At 64.1% G+C, this 22,515-nt stretch carries 21 protein-coding genes; 9 read left to right on the top strand and 12 right to left on the bottom strand.

Annotated features, from left to right (window positions below; all coding sequences use genetic code 11):
* Nucleotides 1-689: 689 nt before the first annotated feature.
* Nucleotides 690-1,130, top strand: coding sequence for a DUF2147 domain-containing protein (locus H145_RS0116850; protein WP_019949334.1), 441 nt, complete (start codon nt 690-692; stop codon nt 1,128-1,130).
* A 131-nt stretch (nt 1,131-1,261) separates the two neighbouring features.
* Nucleotides 1,262-1,927 (top strand): hypothetical protein, encoded by a 666-nt coding sequence (locus H145_RS0116845; RefSeq protein ID WP_169513210.1) that lies wholly within the window; start codon nt 1,262-1,264, stop codon nt 1,925-1,927.
* Between the two features lie 148 nt (nt 1,928-2,075).
* On the opposite strand, the gene H145_RS0116840 is transcribed toward H145_RS0116845, so the two are convergent.
* The 4 genes from H145_RS0116840 to H145_RS21840 all read right to left on the bottom strand — a co-directional run bounded on the left by H145_RS0116840 (nt 2,076) and on the right by H145_RS21840 (nt 5,711).
* Entirely contained in the window at nt 2,076-4,091 is a 2,016-nt protein-coding gene (locus tag H145_RS0116840; RefSeq protein WP_083937829.1) for a M1 family aminopeptidase, read from the bottom strand.
* Between the two features lie 218 nt (nt 4,092-4,309).
* Complete coding sequence (locus H145_RS0116835) at nt 4,310-4,954, bottom strand: cytochrome c oxidase subunit 3 (protein WP_019949331.1); 645 nt, start codon at nt 4,952-4,954, stop codon at nt 4,310-4,312.
* Nucleotides 4,955-5,131: 177 nt separating this feature from the next.
* Nucleotides 5,132-5,479: a hypothetical protein gene (locus tag H145_RS0116830; protein WP_019949330.1), complete on the bottom strand. Its 348-nt coding sequence runs from the start codon at nt 5,477-5,479 to the stop codon at nt 5,132-5,134.
* Nucleotides 5,472-5,711 carry a hypothetical protein gene (locus tag H145_RS21840; protein ID WP_019949329.1) on the bottom strand — a complete coding sequence of 80 codons (240 nt, stop codon included), beginning with the start codon at nt 5,709-5,711 and terminating at the stop codon, nt 5,472-5,474. Before H145_RS21840 ends, H145_RS0116830 begins: the two co-directional genes overlap by 8 nt.
* Nucleotides 5,712-6,086: 375 nt before the next feature.
* Between H145_RS21840 and H145_RS0116820 the strand changes: the two genes are divergently transcribed.
* The 4 genes from H145_RS0116820 to H145_RS0116805 all read left to right on the top strand — a co-directional run bounded on the left by H145_RS0116820 (nt 6,087) and on the right by H145_RS0116805 (nt 10,209).
* Nucleotides 6,087-6,902: a TapB family protein gene (locus H145_RS0116820; RefSeq protein ID WP_019949328.1), complete on the top strand. Its 816-nt coding sequence runs from the start codon at nt 6,087-6,089 to the stop codon at nt 6,900-6,902.
* Between the two features lie 38 nt (nt 6,903-6,940).
* The gene (locus H145_RS21835) at nt 6,941-7,456 is read left to right on the top strand and encodes a DUF4920 domain-containing protein (RefSeq protein ID WP_019949327.1); all 516 of its coding nucleotides are present in this window, start codon (nt 6,941-6,943) and stop codon (nt 7,454-7,456) included.
* A gap of 139 nt (nt 7,457-7,595) precedes the next feature.
* Entirely contained in the window at nt 7,596-9,710 is a 2,115-nt protein-coding gene (gene ligA / locus H145_RS0116810; protein WP_019949326.1) for an NAD-dependent DNA ligase LigA, read from the top strand.
* 73 nt (nt 9,711-9,783) lie between these two features.
* On the top strand, nt 9,784-10,209 hold the full coding sequence (locus tag H145_RS0116805; protein ID WP_019949325.1) for a rhodanese-like domain-containing protein: 426 nt from the start codon (nt 9,784-9,786) through the stop codon (nt 10,207-10,209).
* 151 nt (nt 10,210-10,360) lie between these two features.
* Here H145_RS0116805 and H145_RS0116800 read toward each other — a convergent pair whose 3' ends face one another.
* Nucleotides 10,361-11,284: a polysaccharide deacetylase family protein gene (locus tag H145_RS0116800; RefSeq protein ID WP_019949324.1), complete on the bottom strand. Its 924-nt coding sequence runs from the start codon at nt 11,282-11,284 to the stop codon at nt 10,361-10,363.
* 141 nt (nt 11,285-11,425) lie between these two features.
* Between H145_RS0116800 and dapA the strand changes: the two genes are divergently transcribed.
* On the top strand, nt 11,426-12,304 hold the full coding sequence (gene dapA / locus H145_RS0116795; RefSeq protein WP_019949323.1) for a 4-hydroxy-tetrahydrodipicolinate synthase: 879 nt from the start codon (nt 11,426-11,428) through the stop codon (nt 12,302-12,304).
* Nucleotides 12,305-12,581: 277 nt separating this feature from the next.
* Here dapA and H145_RS0116790 read toward each other — a convergent pair whose 3' ends face one another.
* The 4 genes from H145_RS0116790 to H145_RS23020 all read right to left on the bottom strand — a co-directional run bounded on the left by H145_RS0116790 (nt 12,582) and on the right by H145_RS23020 (nt 17,112).
* Nucleotides 12,582-13,319 carry a (Fe-S)-binding protein gene (locus H145_RS0116790; RefSeq protein WP_026351587.1) on the bottom strand — a complete coding sequence of 246 codons (738 nt, stop codon included), beginning with the start codon at nt 13,317-13,319 and terminating at the stop codon, nt 12,582-12,584.
* Nucleotides 13,320-13,642: 323 nt separating this feature from the next.
* Nucleotides 13,643-14,497 (bottom strand): hydroxymethylglutaryl-CoA lyase, encoded by an 855-nt coding sequence (locus H145_RS0116780; protein WP_019949320.1) that lies wholly within the window; start codon nt 14,495-14,497, stop codon nt 13,643-13,645.
* A 128-nt stretch (nt 14,498-14,625) separates the two neighbouring features.
* On the bottom strand, nt 14,626-15,045 hold the full coding sequence (locus H145_RS0116775; RefSeq protein WP_019949319.1) for a response regulator: 420 nt from the start codon (nt 15,043-15,045) through the stop codon (nt 14,626-14,628).
* Nucleotides 15,046-15,111: 66 nt separating this feature from the next.
* Complete coding sequence (locus H145_RS23020; protein WP_019949318.1) at nt 15,112-17,112, bottom strand: sensor histidine kinase; 2,001 nt, start codon at nt 17,110-17,112, stop codon at nt 15,112-15,114.
* 164 nt (nt 17,113-17,276) lie between these two features.
* Between H145_RS23020 and H145_RS0116765 the strand changes: the two genes are divergently transcribed.
* Complete coding sequence (locus H145_RS0116765; protein ID WP_019949317.1) at nt 17,277-18,608, top strand: M23 family metallopeptidase; 1,332 nt, start codon at nt 17,277-17,279, stop codon at nt 18,606-18,608.
* Nucleotides 18,609-18,862: 254 nt separating this feature from the next.
* On the opposite strand, the gene H145_RS0116760 is transcribed toward H145_RS0116765, so the two are convergent.
* The 3 genes from H145_RS0116760 to H145_RS0116750 form a co-directional block, all read right to left on the bottom strand.
* The gene (locus tag H145_RS0116760) at nt 18,863-19,465 is read right to left on the bottom strand and encodes a hypothetical protein (protein ID WP_157541723.1); all 603 of its coding nucleotides are present in this window, start codon (nt 19,463-19,465) and stop codon (nt 18,863-18,865) included.
* Nucleotides 19,466-19,685: 220 nt separating this feature from the next.
* Nucleotides 19,686-20,414 (bottom strand): hypothetical protein, encoded by a 729-nt coding sequence (locus H145_RS0116755; protein WP_019949315.1) that lies wholly within the window; start codon nt 20,412-20,414, stop codon nt 19,686-19,688.
* On the bottom strand, nt 20,411-22,093 hold the full coding sequence (locus tag H145_RS0116750; protein ID WP_019949314.1) for a S8 family serine peptidase: 1,683 nt from the start codon (nt 22,091-22,093) through the stop codon (nt 20,411-20,413). Before H145_RS0116750 ends, H145_RS0116755 begins: the two co-directional genes overlap by 4 nt.
* A 262-nt stretch (nt 22,094-22,355) precedes the next feature.
* On the opposite strand from H145_RS0116750, the gene H145_RS25080 reads away from it, so the two are divergent.
* Nucleotides 22,356-22,515, top strand: a 160-nt coding sequence (locus tag H145_RS25080; RefSeq protein ID WP_019949313.1) for a transposase, incomplete at its 3' end; no start/stop codon positions are given.

Below are 22,515 nucleotides of genomic sequence, written 5' to 3'. Positions count from 1 at the left end.
AGGGGCCTGATTGGCAAACCGCGCCGTTAGGCCCCTGGAACGTCAAACTCACCATCTCACTACTCACCAAATCACCTTAAACGCAGCGATGCCCGGCTGCCTGTGCAGACCTCCTTTTCGAGGCTGCTGGGCAAACCGGGCATCTAATCCTTCAAATCTTACCAAGCGACTGAGCTGGGGTACAGCCCCGTCATCCATTCGTAAGACCTTGCCAGAATGCGGGAACCCACCCTGAAGGGCTAACAGAGTTCCGCGCGTAAGCTGTTGTTAAGCGCGTCCGGCGGTGAAGCGGACTACATTCGACAGGCTTGGCAGGATTTGGTTGGGACTACTAGACATTTTGTACCTCCTTTCTTTAGATCCGACATAACCCCTGCTTCGCTGCCCAGCACCTTAGGGTGGCTCGGCGGGGGCGGTAGCACTCACTACGCATTGGTAAAGTTAAACGCTGGGGGGATGGTTCAAAATAAAAACAGCTTTTTTTCGGGCAAAAACCCGTATTCTATCTCATCTAACTGACTTTCACCCTCTTCGTAAATCCAAAAATACTGCATAAAACAGCTGAAGCTGATTCTGGCCTCATACTTGCAACAGCCGGCCCAAGCAGAAAATCCTGCGAAGTAGCCTGTTCAGCCGGATTTCGCTATCTTTTCCCACGAATCAACTCCCATTTCACCATCACCAATCCCATGAAAAAATTTCTTCTGTTAAGCGTGGCCTTTTTGTTTGGTCTGCTGGCTACGGCTTCGGCCCAAACCCTCTCGCCGCTTGGTGTCTGGACCAACTCGGAGAAGAAGGCGACGTTTGAGATTTACAAGTGCGGCACCAAGCTGTGCGGTAAAATTGTGTCGCTGGCCGAGCCGAACGACCCCAAAACCGGCCGCCCCAAAACCGACACGCCCAACCCCGACCCCAAGCTGCGCAGCCGGCCGCGCCTGGGCCTGGTGTTCATGAGCGGCTTCGAGTACGACGAGGCCAACAAGTGGGACGATGGCAAAATCTACGACCCGGAGACCGGCAAAACCTACTCCTGCTACATGAAAATGCTCAACGCCAACACCATGGAGGTGAAAGGCTACATCGGCTTCTCGCTCATCGGCAAGTCGCAGACCTGGACGCGGGTGAAATAGGGCCTCCGGCCTACCAGCTTCGGCGGGGTTTCCGGCAACGGGAGCCCCGCTTTTTTTGGGCCTTCGGGGCAGTATTTGGCGCGTTGTTTGACTTGGGCCACCGGCCGGCCGGCAAACCATTTGCCGGGCCCGTGGTTAATTCCGAAACTCAGCCATCCGTTTTGCTCGACCTGCTCAAACTGCTTTTTACCGGCCCTACGCCCGCCTCAGGCGAGTGGCGGCCGTTGCACCGCAGTCCGGCGCAGGAGCGGCTCCGGCAGCAGTGGCTGAGCCAGCAGGTGTTTCTCAACTGGGCCGGCCCTTATTTTAAGGCCTATCATTACCAGAAGGCCGGCCTGCCCGGGGCGCGGTTTCGGGTGCAGCTGGCCCGCAAGGAAGGTCAGCGCGGCGCCGTGTTCCTCTACGACCCGAGCATGGGCCCCGGCAACTTCCAGCACTTCTTCGATTTTATCCGCGACCGGGTGCTGGCGCTGGGCTACCAGTTAGGCGCTGCCGACCGGCGTACTCTGCGCCACGAGCGCTACGCCGAAACCACCCAGAAGTATTTCCTTAAGCCCCAGCCAAAGGACTGCACTGCCACCGGCCGCTGCAACCAGCGCTTTGGCAACGTCACCGTCGATTTGGTGAGTGTCAACGGCCAGCCCGGCTTTATCCGGCTCGCCAACGACCCGTTCTCCGACGCCATCTTCACGCCGGCCGCCACCTTCGATGCGCTGGTTGATGCCGTGTTCAACCTGCCTCCCGCCCCACCCGAGGTGGAGGAGCTGATTGGCAAGTATTGGAAGCCGGTGAAGTGATAATAAGCGGTTAGTGATGGAAGAACGCCCCGCCTGTCATCCTGAGCGGAGCGAAGGACCTATACAGAAGCAAACATCAAACAATACCTTCTGTATAGGTCCTTCGCTCCGCTCAGGATGACAGGCGGGGGCGTTCTTCCATCATTACTCACTCCTTCACGAACCGGGCGCGCACAACCGAGCCGTCGGGGCTGAGCAGGCGCAGGTGGTAGAGGCCGGGGGCCAGCGTGGCGGTTTGCAGCACGGGCCGGGCGGCAGGCACCGTTTGGCGAAGCACCAGCCGGCCAGTGGCATCGGTTACTTCGGCCCGGGCGCTGGGGCCGCTGAAATCGGCCAGGCGCAGCTGCTCGCGGCAGGGATTAGGGTACACGCTTAGCTGGGGCACGCGGGCCGTCTGGCTGGCCGTTACAACGCCCGCATCGCGCACCACGGCGCCGGTGGCGTTGAGCACCCACTGGTCGGGGTCGATTTCGATGCTGACAACGGGGCGCGACTCGGCCACGGCCAGCGTGCGTACGGGCTGCGTTTGGGCGAAGCGCACGGTGCGGGTGCTGTTGTCGGCGAAGGTTAGGCGGTAGTCAATATCGGTCTGGAAGAAGGGCGTAACGGTGGGCATGGAGGCCGTCTGAACGCTTTGCAAATACACCTGCCCGCCCGCCTGGTTCCAGCGCAGACTGAACGTGGGGTAGCCCTCACCCCGAAACCACTGGTCGAAGAAGTGCTGCAGAGACTGGCCGGCGGCGGCTTCGAAAAGGCGTTGCAGGTCGCGGGTGCGGGCCGTGCGGCCGCGGTAGGTGCTCTGATAGGTGCGCAGTACCCCAAAGAACTTCGCGTCATCGTTCAGCAGGTAGCGCAGCATATGGATAACGGCCGCGCCTTTTTTGTAGCTGAGCCGCGAGCTGAAGATGCGGCTCACGTTGCTGGTGTCGCTCACGAATACGCTGCCGCCAGGCTGGCTCATGGCCGAGGTGTGGGCCTGGTTGAGCCAGCCGCGGTCGGCGCCGGGAGCGGCAAAGGCGCCGAGCGAGAGGTATTCGCCATACGAAGCAAAGCCTTCGTTGAGCCAGATATCTTCCCAGGCCCCGCAGGTGACGTTGTCGCCGAACCACTGGTGGAACAGCTCGTGGGCCGTGAGCGTGAAGGTGAAACCGTCCTGGGTAGTCATGGTCTGGTGCTCCATGCCGCCGCCGATGGGGGCCATGCTGTGGCCGTACTTCTCGTCGGCAAACGGGTAGAGGCCTACCAGGGCCGAGAAGTTTTCGATAAAGCCCGGTGTGCGGTCGATTTCGGTGCGGTAGTAGTTGAGGGCGGCCTGGTTGTAGACGTAGTTGACGATGGGAATGCGCGGGCCGCCGATGGGGTTGGCGTAGTTCACGTACTCGACGTAGGGCCCCACGGCCACCGAAATCAGGTAGTAGTCAATCGGGTGGCGCGACTTCCACTCGTAGCGCGCCTCATTGTTGGGCAGACTGGTGACGCGTTCCAGCACGCCGTTGGAGCCTACCTTGTTGGCAGCGGCCGTCGTCACCCACACATCCACCGAGTCGGCTTTGTCGGTGAGCGTCTGCTTGCAGGGCCACCACTCGTAGGCGTTGTAGGGCTCCGATAAACTCCAGGTGGTGCTGACGTTGTAAGTGCGCACAACGGCCGTATTCAGGGCGTTGCCGATGGCGGCGGCGTTGCTGTTGGGAGCCGTGCCGTTGTAGGTAATCCGGGCTTCAAACAGGGTGTTGGGAGCCACCGGGCGCCCCAGGCCCACCGTTACGTCGCCCAGGCCCTTGCGGCGCAGCCCGGTGCTGGCCTGCCCATCTACCACTACCGACTCGATGGCGAAGGTGTTATACAGCTCGAAGGCCAGCGAGTCGAGGGGCTGGCTGCCGGTGCGGGCCCGGATGGTTACGGTGCCGCCCACGTTGCGCGAGTTGTTGGCCAGCCGGATATCGAGCTTGTAGTACTTCACATCGTAGCCGGCCATTTTCTGGCGGTGGCTGAGGCTGGCGTAGGCCGGGCGGGCCGCCGCGCCGGTGTGCACGCGGGCGCAGGCATCGGCCGCCGAGCCGTCGAGGTCGGTGGCCAGGGGCCGGTAAGCGGGTAGCTGGGCGGTGGCCGGGAGGCCGCCCGCCAGCAGGCCGCCCATAGTCAGTAGGAAAGTAGCAAGGCGCATAAATCGGATAAAGTGGAGACGGTGGAATACCGCTTCCAAGGTACGGCCCGGGCGCTCAAAATCAGCGCCTTGCCCCGGCACCCTGTTCCTTCGGCGCTGCTTATAGCACGAGGGCAGCTCGGGCGGCCGTTTAGTGGCCGATAGTCAACAAAAAAGCCGCCCCCGCTACCTGATGGGGCGGCGGGGGCGGTTGGCAGTTGTTCGGCAATCGACGCTTCTTAATAGAGAAACAAAAAGGCGGCGAACAGAGCAATCCAGAGGCCGTCGATGAAGTGCCAATAGAGCGTAACCATACGCAGCTGCAGGCGGCGGTAGGGGTTGCGGATGAAGACGAGGGCGCGCACGGCATCGTTGGAAGCGTAATGCGTGCGCAGCAGCAGCACCAGCAAAAACAGCATGCCGCCCAGCAGGTGCGCCACATGCAAAGCCGATAGCAGATACACGAACGTGCCGCTGGCCATCCCGTCGAAGAAGATGCCCTGGGCCATCAGCTCGCGCCAGCCCAGCACCTGCAGACCCGCGAAAATGCAGCTCAGCAGCAACGTAGCGCCCAGGCAGCGGCGCAGCGTGGCCAAGTCGTCCTGGGCGTAGATGCGGCTGGCCTGGGCAATTACGTAGCTGCTGGCCAGCAGCACAATGGTGCTCAGGGAGAAAAAGCGCGGCAGCGCATACACGCCACTACTCGCCCCGTCGCGGAAGTGCGTGAACGCGTAGGCGCCCACCAGCACCGCAAACAGCACCGTAATGCCGACCAGGCCCACATAGAGCATCATCAGCAGCGGCGGCATGCGCTCCATGCGCTGAAAGGCGGAAGCCGGGCGGGCAGCGCCCACTTTTTTGGGAGAGTTACGGTCGGAGCTCATAAACGAATAAATCGGGCGGGCATACGTGTAGTGCAAACCAATCGGGGGGCCTTTAGTTCCGGCTGACCGCCAGTGCCTGCCGGCCCGCCGGGCTGCTATCTACGTACGCGAAAACGGCCCGGGCATCCGTACGATTTTCGGGCCGTTTTCCCGGGTATTCTCCTGCCGGCGGGCACGCTACAGCTTGCGGAAAAAGGAGCCGATTTTGCCGAACACCGCGTTGATGGTGATTTTTGGGCTGTTGCCCACCCCAAACGTCACGTGCGTTTTGCCGGCCACCCGCAAATCGAGCACCAACCCCAGCTGGTGGGCCAGGTTGTTGAGTTGTTGCAGCGGGTCGGAGCCGGGCGGGCCCTTGGGCCGGGGCGGGGCCTGCGGGTCTTTGGGCGGGCCGGCCGTTATCTTGTCGAACACGCGCTGGCTGGGGAAATTGATGATCAGGTAGCCGCCCGTGCCCGCAATCTGCACCTCGTCGCCATCGAGGGCCACCACCAGCTGCGCCTCAATGTCGAGGCCGCTAGCCAAGAGTAGTCGGGCTGGGGTTGGCGGGCGGCAGGGCGCCGGAAGGCGGGTTTTCGCCGCGGGTGCGGATGCGCAGCGCGCCGTTCAGGCGCCAGGTTGTGGGCGTATGGGGGCTCTGCGGATTGGGCACCTGCAGCTCCATCTGGTCGAAATTGAGGGCCAGCTCGACCCCGCCCGAAAGCTTGGAAAGCAGCGAAGCGGCCGTATCGGCCCAGGAAGTAGGTTGTTCAGGCATAATCTGGGAGTGAATGGTGAGGAGGTAATGGGATGATGGGGTGAGGCGGTAGTGAGTTAAGGAAATAAAACTGTCATTCTGAGCGAAGGCGTAGCCGCAGTCGAAGAATCTCGCGGGCAATGGTAAACTCAGACGCTGGAAGCTACTTTGGCACGCGAGATTCTTCGGCTCCGCTGCGCTGCGCTCAGAATGACAGTTCTTTTGCTGCCTCCCGGCCTTCGTGCAAACGCCGTTGCGGGCCCCAAGTTACATTTTTGGGTGGGCACGGCTTTTGTTTAGTTCGGTATTTCACCGGCAGAATCCAAACGGCCCGCCTTGCGTATGCAGGGCCAACGGCCGAGTTTGCCGGGTCGGTTTCTCACTTCGCTCTCCCCTATGTCTTCCACGTACTTTGTGGCCCTGGCCACCGGCCTGCTGACTTCGGCCACCCTGCAGGCCCAGACGCTTTCTCCCGCCACCCCCGAAACCCCGGCGCCGGCCGCCGACTGCCCCCACCCCTTCGGCCTGGCCGACAACACGGCCCGCACCTTTACCCTGCAGGATGGCCGGGGCAAAACTACGGGCTACGTGCGCCAGCGGGTGGTGAGCCTGGGCACCGAGCAGAACAAAAAGAAGACCCAGACCACCAACACCGTGCTGCTCAAAAGCGGCGCCTACGATGCCAAAGACCGCCTCGTTTACCTGCGCGACCTCACCTTCCGCTGCCGCCAGGATACGGCCTTCACCGACGGCCTCGACCAGCTCAACCCCACGCAGCTCAGCTCGTTTCAGGACCGGATTCTCACCTATTCGCCCCTGCCGCTGTCCTGGCCCAACCAGCCCACCATCGGTTCGGAGCTGCCCGGTGGGGGCATGACGGTGGATGTGCGGAGCTCGGCCGTGCACATTGCCAACGTCTATTCTATGGTTGGCAAGCGCCGCGTAACGGGCCGGCAGACTATTACGACCCCGGCCGGCACCTTCGAGTGCTATAAGGTGGAGGCCGAGCTGGAAACGGGCACCGTGGCCCGCGCCGACCTCAAGCTGACTTCGGCGGTGCGCGTGGTCGATTATTATGCCCCCGCTGTGGGCCTGGTGAAGTCGGAGCGCTACGATAAGCGGGGCCGGCTCGAACAGGTGCGGCTGCTAACGGCCATTGATGAAGCGGCGGGAGTCGGCGGGAAAGCAAAACATAACGGCAAAAAGTCATAAATTCCGACTTTTCCACACCATCTTTTCCTCTGCGGCTTATGCGCTTCTTCCTACTTCTGCCCGCCGTGGTGCTGGGCGCCTGCCAGCAGCCAGCGGCCACCACCTCGGCCCCGGCCGCTCCCACCACCACGGCCCCGGCCCCGGCCACCGGCTCCACGCCCGAGGGCAAAACCTACGGCGCGGCCCTTACGGGCGAAGGCGCCCAGCCGCTGGCGGCCCTGCCCGCGCTGCTCGGCACCCAGGATTCGGCCCAGGTGAAGTTGGTGGGTATTGCCAGCGAGGTATGCCAGGCCAAGGGCTGCTGGATGACCATGAAGCTGCCCGACGGCCGCGAGATGCGCGTCAAGTTCAAGGATTACGCCTTCTTCGTGCCCAAAGACATCAGCGGCAAAACCATCGTCATCAACGGCTGGGCCCGGCGCGAAACCGTGCCCGTGGCCGATTTGCAGCACTACGCCCAGGATGCCGGCAAGTCGAAAGCCGAAATTGCCGCCATCACCGAGCCCCGGCAGCAGCTCAACTTCGAGGCCGACGGCGTACTGGTGAAAGACTAGCGTTGTCGTGAAGTCAGCGAGAAAAAGTTAAAGGTAAAAGCCGTTGAGCGCGCCGCAGGGCAAGGTTCAGCGGCTTTTATCTTTAACTTTTTCTCGCTGACTTTCTCTTTAGCTTGCAGCCTTAACCCGCCTTACTCCTATGAGCCCCGATATCGAAGCCCGGATAATTGCCCTCACCGAGCAGCTGCACCACCTCAACTACCAGTATTACCAGCTCGACCACTCCGAAATACCAGACCAGGAGTTCGACCAGCTGCTGGCCGAACTGGCCCGGCTGGAGGCCGAACACCCCGACCTGGCCCGCCCCAACTCGCCCACCAAGCGGGTGGGTGGCACCATCACCAAGCAGTTCCCCACGGCCGAGCACCGCTACCCCATGCTGAGTTTGGGCAACACCTACTCGGAGGCCGATTTGCGCGAGTTCGACGAGCGGGTGCGCAAGGGCCTGGAGGGCGCCGAGATGCAGTACGTCTGCGAGCTGAAGTTCGACGGCGTGGCCATGAGCCTGACCTACGAGCACGACCAGCTCACGCAGGGCGTCACGCGCGGCGACGGCACCCGCGGCGACGTGGTCACCAACAACGTGCGCACCATCCGCAACCTGCCGCTGCACCTGCGGCCCGCCGGCCCGGCCCGCCCGCCCGAGTTCGAGGTGCGGGGCGAAATATTCATGCCCCTGCCCGTTTTTGCCGAGCTGAACGAGGAGCGCGAAGCCAACGGCGAAGCCCTGCTGGCCAACCCGCGCAACGCCGCCAGCGGCGCCCTTAAGCTCCAGGATTCGGCCCAGGTGGCGGCCCGCAAGCTGCGCTTCTACGCCTACTCGTTTCTGATGCCCGGCCGCTCGCAGTTCGAAACCCACAGCGCCTCACTCGAAGCCCTCAGTGCCTGGGGCCTGCCCGTGTCGGACACCTGGCGGCGCTGCGCCACCATCGAGCAGGTACTGGATTTCGTGCATGAGTGGGACAAGAAGCGGTTTGAGCTGCCAGTGGCCACCGACGGCATCGTGATTAAGGTGGACGATTTCCGGCAGCAGGAGCTGCTGGGCTACACCTCCAAAAGCCCCCGCTGGGCCATTGCCTACAAGTACCCCGCCGAGGCCGGCCGCACCCGTCTGCAGGCCATCCAGTACCAGGTGGGCCGCACCGGCGCCGTTACGCCGGTGGCCTTGCTCGACCCCGTGCCGCTGGCCGGCACCGTGGTGAAGCGCGCTTCGGTGCACAATGCCAACCAGATAGCCGCCCTCGATTTGCGCCTCGGCGATATGGTGTTCGTGGAAAAAGGCGGCGAAATCATCCCCAAAATAACGGGGGTTGACCTGGAAGCCCGCCCCGCCGACAGTCAGCCCATCGTGTACCCGACCGAGTGCCCGGCCTGCGCCACGCCGCTCATCCGGCCCGAGGGCGAGGCCCACTTCCGCTGCCCTAACGACCGGGGTTGCCCGCCCCAGCTCAAGGCCAAGCTGGAGCATTTCGTGTCGCGCAAGGCCCTCGATATTGATGGGCTGGGTGCCGAAACCGTGGGCCGCTTCTTCGATTTGGGGCTGGTAACCGATGCGGCCTCGCTCTACGAGCTGCCGGCCAAGGCCCCGGAGCTGGCCCAGCTGGAACGTCTGGGTGAGAAGTCGGTGCAGCGCCTGGTAGCGGGGCTGGAGGCCAGCAAGCAGGTGCCCTTTGACCGGGTGCTGTTCGGGCTGGGCATCCGCTACGTGGGCGAAACGGTGGCCGAAAAGCTGGCCGCCCACTACCGCACCGTGGAGGCGCTGGCGGCGGCCACGGCTCCCGAGCTGGCCGCCGTGCCCGAGGTAGGCGGCGTCATTGCCGAATCGGTGGCGGCCTGGTTTCAGGAACCCCAGAACCTCGACCTCCTAGCGCGGCTGCGGGCCGCGGGCGTGCAGCTGGCCCTCACCGGCGAGGCCCCCCAGCCCCAGAGCGACCGGCTGGCGGGCCAGACCTTCGTGCTCTCGGGCGTGTTCGAGCAACACAGCCGCGACGAGCTGCAGCACCTCATTCAGCAGCACGGCGGCAAAATCACGGGCAGCATCAGCAAGAAGCTCAGCTTTTTGGTAGCCGGCGACAAAATGGGCCCCGCCAAGCGCGAAAAAGCCACCGAGCTGAAAGTGCCCATCATCCGCGAAACCGACCTGCTGGCCATGCTGCCGAAACCCGGCGATGATATTAGCGCCGCCGCTAATGATGCGCCGGCCGCTGACGCGGAGCAGGCTTCGGGCACTCTCACGCAGGGCTCGTTGTTCTAGAACTTCTTGGGCCGACCGTGCAACGCGGCCAGCCCGGAGGCGTCTTTAAGTATCTCTCATTTAAGCACCTGCCATGTTTCGCTACCTGATTTCCGCCGTCCTGGCTTTTGTCCCGCTCACCCTGCTGGCCCAAGCCCCTGTACCAACCGTACCGGCACCTCTGCCCACGGCTATAGTCGGCGCCATCGTACCATCGGCCGTCCCGGTAGCATCCATTGCCGAAGTGAAGAAAACGCTTCGTGAGCCTAACACGGTGCTGCTCGATGTGCGCACGCCCGAGGAGTACGCCACCGGCCACCTGCCCGGGTCGGCCAACCTCGACTTCCGCTCCCCCGACCTGGCCGCGCGACTCCAGAAGCTCGACCGTAATAAAAACTATGTGCTGTACTGCGCCTCCGGCAACCGCAGCAACAAAACAGCCGTGCTGATGCAGGAAAAGGGGTTTCTATACGTCGTCAATGCCGGCGCCTACAAGGACTTGAAGGACGAGGTGAAATAAGGAGCGTAAAGCATAGAACGTCATTCAGAGCGAAGCGAAGAATCTCGCCCGAACTCGTCGAAACGATTACCGTTTCGACGAGTTCGGGCGAGATTCTTCGCTTCGCTCTGAATGACGTTCTATGCTCTAATTTCTATAGTCTACGCTCTCTCTAAAAGCTCTGCACCATGCTGTTGTGCAGGGTGCGGGGGCTCCAGTAGCCGCTGGCGATGATGCGGCGGATGGTATAGAGCGGGTCCTGCTGGTCGCGCTTTTCGGCCAGGATGAAGGCGGCATCCATGCCGCGCTTCTTCAGCTCCGGAATAGCCTCGGGGTTCCACAGGCCGAAGGGGTAGGCGAAGTAATTGACTTTCTTGCCCGTAATTTCTTCGAGCACTTTGGTGGGCTTCTCAATCTGGGTTACCCAGTCCTGGCCCTGGTACTTCTTCACGTTGTGATGGTCCCAGGTGTGCGAGCCGATGACGTTGCCCTCGTCGGATAGCTGCTTGACCTGCGCCTTGCTCATGTAGCGGGGGCGGCCCAGGCTCACCGTCATGATGAAGTACACGGCCTTGAAGCCGTGCTTTTCCAGCGTCGGGCGGGCCACCGTGAACTGGTCGAGGTCGGTGTCGTCGAAGGTGAGCATGACCGGCTTGCTGGGTAGCGGGGCGCCGGTGGTGAGGTAGGCGTACAGCTGATCGGGCAGAATGGTGTGGTAGCCCGAGTCGGCCAGCATCTTCATCTGGGCCTTGAACTGGGCCACCGGAATGATGTAGTCCTTAGCGCCTTTGGAATCCTTGGCCGTCCAGTCACGAATCTGGTGGTAGCACAGAATGGGAACCTGCGGACGGGCCAGAATGGTGGCGGCATCGGCCCGCTGGCCGGCCGGAATGGTGGCCGGGCTACCATTGTTCAGGTCGGCGGCCGTGGCGTTGCCGGCCGTGGGCGTGTTGGCCGTCAGGGCCGAGTCGGCAGCAATATCGGCGGTAGCGGCGGCGGTTTCGGTGGCGGCTACCGATTTGGTGTCGGTGCAGGCGGGCAGCGCGGCCAGGGTGGCCAGCGCGGCGGCCAGCACGGGGTACTTCGGAAACTTCATGTACGCAGGCGGAAGAAAACAGCGGGCCGGACTGGCCCTCTTGCGGGAATTTTTACTGGCAGCCGGCAATGCACTACTGGCAACTGATGCCGTATCTTGCCGCCGGTCAATCCTTCTACAAAGCAACCGCTTATTTCCCGCATGGACAAACTCCGTGGCACCGGCGTGGCCCTGGTTACGCCCTTCCTCCCCTCCCCCGACCGCGCCGTGGACTACCCGGCCCTGCGCCGTCTCATCGATTTCCAGCTCGAAAACGGCACCGACTACCTCGTCATCAACGGCACCACCGCCGAGTCGCCGACGCTGACTGTTGAGGAGCGCACCGAAATCCGGCGTGTGGCCCGCGAGCACACGGCCGGCCGCACCCCGCTGGTGTACGGCCTCGGTGGCAACGACACCGCCGCGCTGGTGCGCACCCTCGAAACCACCGATTTGAGCGGCTACGACGCGCTGCTCTCGGCCTCGCCCTACTACAACAAGCCCAGCCAGCGCGGCATCATCGCCCACTACCAGTGCTTGGCCGATGCCTCGCCGGTGCCGGTGCTGCTTTACAACGTGCCCGGCCGCACCAGCTCCAACCTGCTGGCCGCCACCACGCTGGAGCTGGCCCAGCACCCCAACATCATCGGCATCAAGGAAGCCAGCGGCAACCTGGAGCAGTGCATCGCCATTGCCGCCCAAAAGCCCGACGATTTCCTGCTTGTTTCGGGTGATGACATGATGACGACGGCGCTTATCAGCTTCGGCGGCGCGGGCATCATCTCGGTGCTGGCCAACGCCTTCCCGCAGCGCTTCTCAGCCATGACCCGCGCTGCCCTCAACGGCGACTTCGCCAAGGCCAGCCAACTGCTGTTCGGCTTCACCCAGCTCAATCCGCTGATGTATGAGGAAAGCAACCCCGTGGGCGTAAAAGCCGCCCTGGCCGCCCAGGGCCTGTGCGCCGACGCCGTGCGCCTACCGCTGCTGCAAGCTTCAGAGGGCCTAACCGGACGCATTAAGTCACTGATTACCGCTGCTTAATCGTGATCTTGCTGCTGCGGATGTGCTTTCGATATCCGGAGCAGCTTAGCCCTAGCGGGGCGGTACATCGGTAGCAAATCATGCAGCACCCACCAACAAAGCCCCAGCGGGGCGGCACCAACCGTTATACGATGGGTGTCGCCCCGCTGGGGCTTTAACGCTTTTTACTTATCACTGGCTACCGATATATCGCCCCGCTGGGGCTGAGTGGCGAGCAGCAACTCACCGACGGTCAAGAAATCAGCGGAATCACGAATAATCAGAGAAAATCAGTGATTTACCAGCCGCTGGCCAGCACGTCGGCGACGTGCAGGGTTTTTATCGGCTTCTTTTCGCGGCGGATGTAGGCGTCGAGGTGCATCAGGCAGCTGGTGTCGGTGCTGATGAGGTAGTCGGCGCCGGTGGCCAGGGCGTGCTCCACCTTCTGCTCGGCCATGGCCACCGATATAGCCTCGAACTTCACGGCAAAAGTGCCGCCAAAGCCGCAGCAGGTTTCGGTTTCGGCCATTTCGAGGCGTTGCAGGCCCGCTACGCCGTCGAGCAGCTGGCGCGGGGCCTCGCGGATGCCGCACTCGCGCAGGGCGGCGCAGGAGTCGTGGTAGGTGTAGTTGCCGGCGAGTTGGGCGTTTGGAATGCTGGTGATGCCCAGCACATCTACCAGGAATTCGGTGAGTTCGAAGGCCCGGCGCTGCACGCCGTGGTAGCGGGCGGCGTCGGGTGTGCCTTCGAACAGGTCGGCGTAGGTGTTGCGCACCATGCCGATGCAGGAGGCCGAGGGGCTCACGATGTAACGCTCCTGCTCGGTGGGGAAATCGGTGAGAAACTTGCGGGCCACTTCGCAGCTTTCGGTTTTGTAGCCCGCATTATAGGCCGGCTGCCCGCAGCAGGTTTGGTTGGCGTTGTAATGTACCTCGCAGCCCACGGCCTCCAGCACCTTCACCATGTTCATAGCGGTGTGCGGAAAAAGCTGGTCAACGAAGCAGGGAATGAATATATCGACTTGAGGGGCAGGCATGGAGAGGGGGAATTAAGAAGATAGTGCGGCATCTGACGCGAAGACATCAAATGTCAGAATAGTCTACTACCAGTTCCCACTTCGCCTGCTTAAGCACGTTCGGAGAATATGGTCGCTGAAATACTTTAGGTCCGAATGTATTTTGGAGATAAAGCACAATCATTGTGTCCCGAAACTCTATTCGAAACTCAGTTTCTTCCGCTTCTATCCGATACTCATACTGCTTATCTAACTCTAATGCAATACAGGCCAATTCTATCCACAAGTGTAAACTATCAGCTGTTTCATTATAGAAGTCAATCTTAGTCATTCATTCAGAATGTTCAGTGCCCCGCAAAGATGCGCTGATTCAGCCGCACGGCCTCGTTCAGCGCCTCCAGGTTTACGCCGGGCTCCAGGCCCACCTGGGCAGAAAACTCCAGCAGCCGCTCGGTGGGCATGTTACCGGTGAGCTCGTCTGCCGCCATCGGGCAGCCGCCGTAGCCGCCCAGCGCCCCATCGAAGTGGCGGCAGCCGGCCTCGTAGGCGGCCTGTACTTTCTCGTGCCAGGTATCGGGCGTGGTGTGCAGGTGGGCCCCGAACCGGATTTCCGGGTAAGCGGTCGTCAATTCGCGGAAGGCGGGCGCGATGGTGGCTGGCGTGCTGGCCCCGATGGTGTCGGAAAGGGCCACGATGCCCACGCCCAGCGCATCGAGCTGCTGGGTGAACTCGCCCAGCACTTCGGGGCTCCACGGGTCGCCGTAGGGGTTGCCGAAGCCCATGCTCAGGTACACCACCTGCTGTTGGCCGGTGCGGGCGCAGATATCCTGCATCCGGGCCACATCATCCAGCGCCTGGGCGATGCTTTTGTTGGTGTTGCGCTGCTGGAAAGTTTCAGAAACCGACAGCGGAAAGCCGATGTAGCGGATTTGCGGGTGGCGGGCCGCCGTTTCGGCCCCGCGCAGGTTGGCCACAATGGCCAGCAGCATGGTGCCCGACTGGCTCAGGTCGAGCCCGTCGAGCACTTCGGCCGTATCGGCGAGCTGCGGAATGGCCTTGGGCGAAACGAAGGAGCCGAAATCAAGCACGCTGAAGCCTACTTTGAGCAGGGCGTTGAGGTAGTCGATTTTATCGGTGGTCGGGATGAACTCGGGCCAGCCCTGCATGGCGTCGCGCGGGCACTCGGTGAGGTAAAGCATAAAATTAAAAGTCAGAGGTGAGAACGAAGAGGCGAGAAGGGAGAAAGTAGAAGTGCGACGGGAAGAATATGAGGTATGATGTGCATAATTCACTTCTCATTCCTAACCTCTACGTTCAGGGTTCTCGCTCAGGGTAGCTCTATGTCGAAATGCTGCCGGAGCACAGTGGCCAGCTTTTCGCGGGTCAGGGGTTTGGTCAGAAAATCGGCCACGGGCAGCTGCTCGGCCCGCTGGCGGTCGGTGGCCAGCATGGAGGTAGTGAGCATGACGACCAGGGTGTTGCGGCGCTGCTCGGCGGGCAGCTGCTGGTAGGCCTCCAGAAACTCGAACCCATCCATCACCGGCATGTTCACATCGAGCAGCACCAGGTCCGGGCAGGCGCTGCCAACGGCCTCGCCCACAAAGCAGCGCTGCTGCAGCTGCTGCAGGGCCTCGAACCCATTGAGGGCCACCACAATCTCCTCGCCTACCCCCAGCCGCTTAAGCAGGCGGGTACTGAGAAAATTGGTGGTCGGGTCGTCATCGACGAGCAGAATAACAGGCAGCATACAGTGGAAAAAGAGCAGATGCGCGCCGGGGCGGCCGGAGTTTCAGTTTCCGGCCGGCACCCGCGCTTAGTTAGGCAGGTGTACGCGGAAAACGGTGCCAACGCCGAATTCACTGCTCAGCTCTACCCGGCCGCCGGCGTTGTCGAGGATCTTTTTCACCATGTACAGGCCCAGCCCCGAGCCCTCCACGTGGTCGTGCAGGCGCTGGAACATATCGAACACCCGCGGCTGCTGGGCCGGCGTCAGGCCCAGGCCATTGTCGGCCACTTCCAGCTCGAGGCCGGCCCCGCTCCCACCCTTCGCCCGCAACACCACGTGCGGGGGCCGGGCCGGGTGGCGGTACTTGAACGCGTTGCTGAGCAGGTTGTAAACGATGGAGCGCAGGTTCTTTTCGGCAAACAGCACCGTCAGGTCGGCGGGCACTTCCACGGTCAGCGTGCCGCCGGCCGCCGCTATTTCGGAGGCCAGGTCGCGGCGCACGTTTTCGACCAGCACGGCCAGCCGCAACGGGGTCAGCGGGCTGGTGTGGGCTTTCTGGAGCTTGGTAATGTCGGTGAGCTGGTCGATGGTGTGCTTGAAGCGTTCCACCGAATCCTGCATCAAATCGAGCAGGCCCGGCACGTCGGCCTCGGCGGTGGGCAGCGCCAGGTCTTCGCGCAGCGCCGTTACCAGCGCCTCAATGTTGCTGATGGGCGCTTTCAGGTCGTGCGAGGCGGTGTAGATGAAGTTGTCGAGGTCGGCGTTGGTGTGGGTGAGCTGCTGGTTGGCAAGCAGCAGCCGCTCGTTGGTCAGGCTCAGCTGCTGGCGGGCCAGCACCTGCTCGGTTACCTCGGTGGCCACGCACACGATGCTCGTGGGCTGCCCTTGCTCGTCGCGCAGCGGCTCGTACACGAAGTTGTAGTAGCCCGTTTCGTCGGGGCCGTGGTGGGCCAGCCGCAGGGGCAGCTCCTGCACCACGTAGGCCCGGCCGCTGGCGCGCACCTCGTCGAGCACCTGCACCAGGCCCTGCTCGGCCAGCTCGGGCAGGGCCTCGCAGAACGGCCGGTCGAGCAGCATTTCCAGCGGCCGCTGCAGGATATCGAGCATGAGCGAATTCACGATTTCCAGCACAAACTCGGGGCCCCGGAACAGGCAGATGGCCACCGGCGCCTGGTCGAACAACGCCAGCAGCTGCTGCTGCTGCTCGGCGCGCATCAGCCGCGAAAGCACCTGCTCGGTTACGTCGTAGGCGAAGATGGAGACGCCCACAATCGTTCCGTTTTCGCGGTAGGGCTGGTAGCTGAAATCGTAGTAGCGCAGCACCAGGTCCTGCTCGACGACGGAATAAATATCGACTGGCAGCTCCGTGCCGTAAAACGTGCGGCCCGTGGCGTACACCGCGTCCAGCTCGGGCAGCAGGCCCTGGCGCACAAATTCGGGCAGCGCCTGCCGGTACGTGAGGCCCAGCAGCTGGCGGCCCGGAAACAGCTCCTGATACGCCGGGTTGCAGTACAAAAACGTGTGCTGAGGCCCGCGCAGCAGGGCCACCAGCACGGGGGCCTGCTCGAATACCTGGTAGAAGTTCTCGCGCTCCTGCACGTGGCTCTGGGCGGCCGTTTCGGCCTGGGCCAGCTGCTGCCGCAGCCTCCCCGACTCGGCCGCCATCCGGCGCACGCGGGCCGCCAGGCTGCCCGGCTCCACTGCCTCATCCACCCCGCAGCCCATCAGCAGCCGCCCCCCGCTCACCGGCCGGAACGTGAGGCGGTAGCCCGGCTCGTGGGGGCCGGCGGGCGGCAGCTCGTAGTGGCCGGGCTGGCCCGAGCGCAGGGCCGAGCGGCACACTTCCAGCAGCCACTCGGTGGTAGGCAGGCGAGCGTGCCAGGTTTCGGTAGGCCGGGCGGGCAGGCCCAGGATCTGTTGCGCGGCCGGGTTGAGGTACTCGAACGCCAGATCGGTGAAGCCGGCCGGGTGGCCTTCCGGCGCGCCCAGCGGCCGCAGCAGCCCCATGGCGGCCGGCGACACATCGAGCAGCGCGGTCAGGTCGTCTTCAAGGGAATCGGGGGCAGCGGCAGTCGGGAAGGCAGGCATTAGGATGAAGTCGGAGGAAAGCCAGGGTAAACTTACGGCTTGCCGGTTACTTGCGCCCACGAGCCGTTGCCGGCGCTGGCCCGAACTAGTCGGGCCCCGCCGGGGTTTAGTCGGGCAGCCTGTTTGTGCCGGCTGTTTGTTGCCCTTCGCCGCCCGTTCTGTTTATGCTGTTTCGCCTTCGCGCCGCCCTGCCTTTCTTCCTGCTCCTGGCCCTGCTTGGTGCCTGTAGCCCCAACCAAACCCTGCGCGGCCTGCTGCAGCCAACCACGCCCCACGAAACCTACGCCCGCCGCCTGCGCCAGGCCGGCCTCGCCGAGACGGCTCTGGGCCGCGACTGGCTGCGGGCCGCCGACCAGGCCCTGCACGACTCGCTGACGGTGCAGCTGCCCTACCACGAATCGGGCTTTTTCCCCGCTGACCGGGCCGTGGCGCTGGGGTTGCGCTACGGGGTGCGGGCGGGCGAGGCCATCCGCGTGAGCCTTACGCTGGCGCCCGGTACCACCCCGCCCCGCGTGTTTCTCGACGCCTTCGAGCTGCGCCCCGACCAAGCCGCACCCCGGCCCCTGCTCTCGGCCGACACGGCCAGCCTCTCGTTTCGCTACGTGGTGGAAGCCGACCGCCAGCACCTGCTGCGGGTGCAGCCCGAGCTGCTGCGCGGCGGCCGCTACACGCTCAGCATCCGCCGCGAGCCCAGCCTGAGCTTCCCGGTACTGGGCAAGTCCGATAAGGCCATCGGCTCGTTCTGGGGCGCCGGCCGCGACGGCGGGGCGCGCCGCCACGAGGGCGTGGATATTTTTGCGCCCCGCGGCACGCCCGCCCTGGCCGCCGCGCCCGGCGTTATCACGCGAGTGCAGGAAACGAAGCTGGGCGGCCGCGTTGTGTGGCTTGCTACGGCCGATGCCGACGCCCACCTCTACTACGCCCACCTCGATAAGCAGCTGGTGCAACCCGGCCAGCGCGTGCGCACCGGCGACACGCTGGGGCTGGTAGGCAACACCGGCAACGCCCGCACTACCCCACCCCACCTGCACTTCGGCGTGTACCGCAACGGCGCCCTCGACCCGCTGCCCTTCGTGCGCCGGGCCGACGCGCCCGCGGCCCCGGCCAAAAAGCTGCCTGCCGAGCTGGGCCAGTACGTGCGGGCCCGCGAAAACCGGCTGCCCCTGCGCCGCACGCCAACCGCCAAAGCGGCCCTGGCCGCGGGCCGGTTGGCCACCCGCACCACGCCGTTGCTGGTGCTGGGAGCCGTGCCGGGCTGGCTGCGGGTGCAGCTGCCCGGCGGCGGCAGCGGCTTTGTGCCGGCTCCGGCCGTGCGCGCCGCCGCCCCGTTGCGCCGCGAGAAGCTGCCGGCTGCCACCGAGCTGCATTCGTTCCCGCTGGCCGGCGCCCCCGCCATTGCGGCGCTGCCCGCCCAAACGGCCGTGGCCGTGCTCGGCGAGTTCGGAGCCAGCCGCCTGGTGCGCCAACCCAACGGCCGCACCGGCTGGCTGTTGTGAGAAAGTAAGCCCCGTCTGCCACAGCCAATAGTTCAACTCTTCATCCAGCCTTCATGCAGCCGCCCGTACGTTTGAGCCGGTGATTGGAGTAAGAACGCGGGATGGCTTTTTCGGAAGCTGTCCCGCGTTTTACTTTTCAGGCTTTCGCCCCCCCCCTCGCAATAGGCACTTCCAGTTAAAAAGCCCCAAGCCACTGCGCTCCGAAATACTTCGGTAGCGCGGTGGCTTGGGGCTTTTATACTGTTTCAGCGAGCTTACTCGGCAATAACGACGGCCCTTTTCAGGGCTTTGGAGTAGGCCACCCGCCGCTCCCGGCCGTCGGCCGAGGGGTAGTCGAAGCCGATGGCGCGGGTGTCGGCCTTCACCGACGACCACGACTGAGCATCAACGTTTTCGGGCTGCACGGCGGCTTTGGGCACGGCCGGCTGCACAAACCGGTCGTCGCGGAAAAAGCTGTTCATGCCCTGCAGAATGGCAATTTCCTTGTCGCGCACCGTGGATGTCTGCGGGTCGGCCACATCCTGGTCGCGGATGAGGGCCGTGGCCGGCATTACTTCCTGGCGCAGCGTATCGCCGGCACTGTTGAGGATGATGAAATGAGCCTGCGAAGTGGCGATTTTAGGCCCGCGCAGTTGCAGTATAAAGGTGTCTTTGGCCTTCGGCGACGAGAAATTGTGGCTGGCATTCACCGTCCGCAGCACGGTGCGCTCATTCACCCGGCCGCGGTTGGCTTCCATACCGGGCGTGAACTGACGGTCGGTGTTGCGGGAGGTGGCCACTTCGCGCTCCGTGTTCAGGCATGACGACAGTTGAAGCAGGCAAAACGCTCCGGCAACGGGGATTAGTAGTTTTTTCATGGGAAGCAGACGCGGCAATAATTCAGCCGGAAAAGCCCTGATGAGGCCTCCAGCCCCGAAAGCTCGGGATTTATCGGCATTCGGCCAATTTAGCTTACAAAATTAAGTGGCTGTCAGCCGCTTACCGCGGCGCGCTGGCGCCCGGCAAAGTCAGCAGCCGGTTTACCTACGAAATTGGTCGGCTCATGGGCTGTAGGAAGCGCATTTTTTTGGCTTATTTTCAGAACACGCCTACTTCCAGCCCCAGCAGCCAGCGCGGCAGTTCGGGGTAAGTGGCCGGCGCCGAGCCACTGAACGAGTCGGCGAGGCGGTAGCGGGCCAGCAGCGCGTAGCGGCCCGACCCCAGCCGGGCGCCCAGGCCCCAGCTCCAGCGGTGCAAATAGGCCGGGCGGGCTTCTTTTACCAGCGTACGTTTGCCCTGCCCCTGCCCGGGCCGGTCTTCGTAGCGGTGGCTGGCGCCCAGGGCCCAGCCGCCCCAGCCGCTCACATCGAGGTAGTTGCCCACCACGTTGCCGCGCCGCCCGAAGCTAAGGCGGGCAAAGGGCTCCAGCTGCAGCTGCGTCAGGTTCAGGGTTTCGCGGTGGTGCAGCTGCGGCGTGGGCACGAGCTTCTGGTTGGTTTGCCGCAGCTGGTAGCGCAGGTAGGCAAAGCGGGCATCGAGGCCCACGGCGGCCGGCCCCGCCACGCGCCACTTGTTGCGCAGCCCGGCAAACAGCTCGCCCGACTGCAGGTAGCGCAGCTCGGCCCCTGGCCCGGCCGGCGCGCCCGCCACGGCCGTGTAGCCCACAAACAGGTGCTGGTAGAAGGCGCGGTTGGGGCCATAGCGAGCCGGAATGGTGTCGGTAACTGGGTCGGCGCGCAGCAGCACTTGCTGGGCCGCCGCCGGCCGGGGCAGCGCGGCCGCCAGCAGCAACGCCAGCAGCCCGAACGGGGGTTTATAATGCCTCATGGAGCCACAAAGCTAGCCGTGTAGCCCCGGTAATGGGCCCGCACCGTGCCACCGGGCGGCAGCTGCCGCAGCGGCACCCGCAGCACCGCCCGCTGGCCGACCTCCAGCACCTCGTAGCGCACAATAAAGCCCGTAGCGGTGCGCAGCTGCCAGTACAGCGGCGCCGGCGGAGCGGCTACGGCGGCCGGCCCATTGGCCGTTGTATCGGCCAGCAGCGGCAGCTGGTAGGCGGGCACGGTGCCGGCTTCGGGCCGGATGATGATACTGACCAGCGAGTCGGCGGCTATGAAATCGAAGGTGGGCGCCGGCAGCGTGGGCGGCGGGCCGACGGGGCGGAAAGCGGCGGCCTGGGGCAGGCCGTAGCCGTGGGCGTAGTCGAAATACGGGTAGAGCTGCCCGGCCTGCTGCAGGCGGGCAAACAGCGCCATCACCGGCAAATCGCGCTGCTGCTGCCAGGCGCAGGCCGCAAAACCCGCTACCAGCGGGCTGGCAAACGAGGTACCCTCGACGCGCTCGAAACCGCCCGGCACGGCCGTAACCGCCACCCCAAAAGCCGCCAGATTGGGCTTGAGCCGCCCGCCCGCCGCGGGCCCGTAACTGCTGAAATCGAGGTGCAGCCAGGTTTCGGGGTCGAGGCCGCCCACCGTTAGCACCGAGTCGGCATCGGCGGGCGTGCCGATAGTGCGCCAGCGCGGATCGTCGCCGGCATTGCCGGCCGCATTCACCACCAGCATGCCCTTGTGCACGGCCAGCGCGGCGGCGCGGGCCACCAGGCTGGTACGCCCGTTCATCTGCTCCGGAAAATAGCGGCGGTCGGTGTAGCCCAGCGACGAGTTGATGATGTCGGCGCCGTTGCGGTCGGCCCACTCGGCAGCGGCCAGCCAAGCTTCTTCCTCGGCGTACCGCTCGCGGCCCTGCTGCTCGGTGCGGGCCAGCAGAAACTCGGCTTCCGGTGCCAGCCCCAGAAACGTGCTATCGGGCAGCTGGCCGGCCAGGCACGCCAGCACCTCGGTGCCGTGCGTACCGCCCCGGAACACGTCGGGCGAGCGGCGCAGAAAATCGTAGGTGGCTACAATGGCCTGGCGACGGAGCAGGTGCGCAAACGCCGGGTGGGTGTCGGTGCCGCGGAAGCCGACATCAAACACGGCAATGCGCAGGCCCTGCCCCTGCTGGCCGGCCCGCCGGAACTCGGCGGCCCCGAGCACGGCCGTCTGCCGGTGGGCCAGCGCCCGGTCGGCGGACGAAAGGCGCGCGGGTGGGCCGGCCGGTTGCGGGCCGGTATTGGGGCGCGGAGTTGCGGCGGGTAGCAGCGGGCGTTCGGGCCAGGCCTCCACGCGGCGCACGCCGGGCATGAGCCGCAGCCGGGCGGCCTGTGCCGGCGTGGCCCGGCAGGCCACGGCATTAAACCAGCGGCTGACCAGCGAAACAGTGTCGCTCAGGGCCTGCACCCGGGCCAGGTAATCGGGGCGCACCGGCAGGTCGGTGCTGTCGAAGGCGGGCAGGTGCTGGCGGCGGCGGCGGGCCTGGGCGGCGGCGGTAAAGTAGGTTTGCGGCTGCAGCGTCTGGCCCGCTTTATCGCGGAACGTAACCCAGTAGCGGGCCGTGGGCGCCGCGGCCGGCCGCGACGGGCTTTGCGCGGTGGCCGGCAGTCCGACCAGCCCACTCAGCCATAAGATCAAACACCAACGCAACCGCAATTCGCTTTATTCTAAAACCTGGTTCGGCGCCGAAGGTACAATAAAGCCCGTTTGCCGATTACCGCTGCCGGCCCGGCACGGGCAACCAGCGCCGCCGTTGAGCCGTTGTAGCGATATTCCGACACGAAATTATTTTGGTGGCAGCAATGAAGCTGTTTAGGAAGTAGTCAGTCAGGCGCAAAACAGAAAAGACTCCCACAAAAGCGGGAAATTTGAGGTGCGACCCATCTCCTTTCCCTCCCTCATGGAAGTCTTGAGCAAAGATATAATTACCCGCTGGATACTGCCCTTGTTGCCGGCCCGTGCTGGTGGCCGCCGCGCAAGCGTCGACCTGGCTGAGGTGGTGGGCGCCATCTGCTACAAGCTCAAAACAGGCTGCCAGTGGCGCTGGCTGCCCGTAAAAG

The organism is Hymenobacter aerophilus DSM 13606 (assembly GCF_000382225.1).
GTDB lineage: Bacteria > Bacteroidota > Bacteroidia > Cytophagales > Hymenobacteraceae > Hymenobacter > Hymenobacter aerophilus.
The sequence above is the reverse complement of the archived record's forward strand: the minus strand, read 5'-3'. Positions and strand labels throughout refer to the sequence as shown.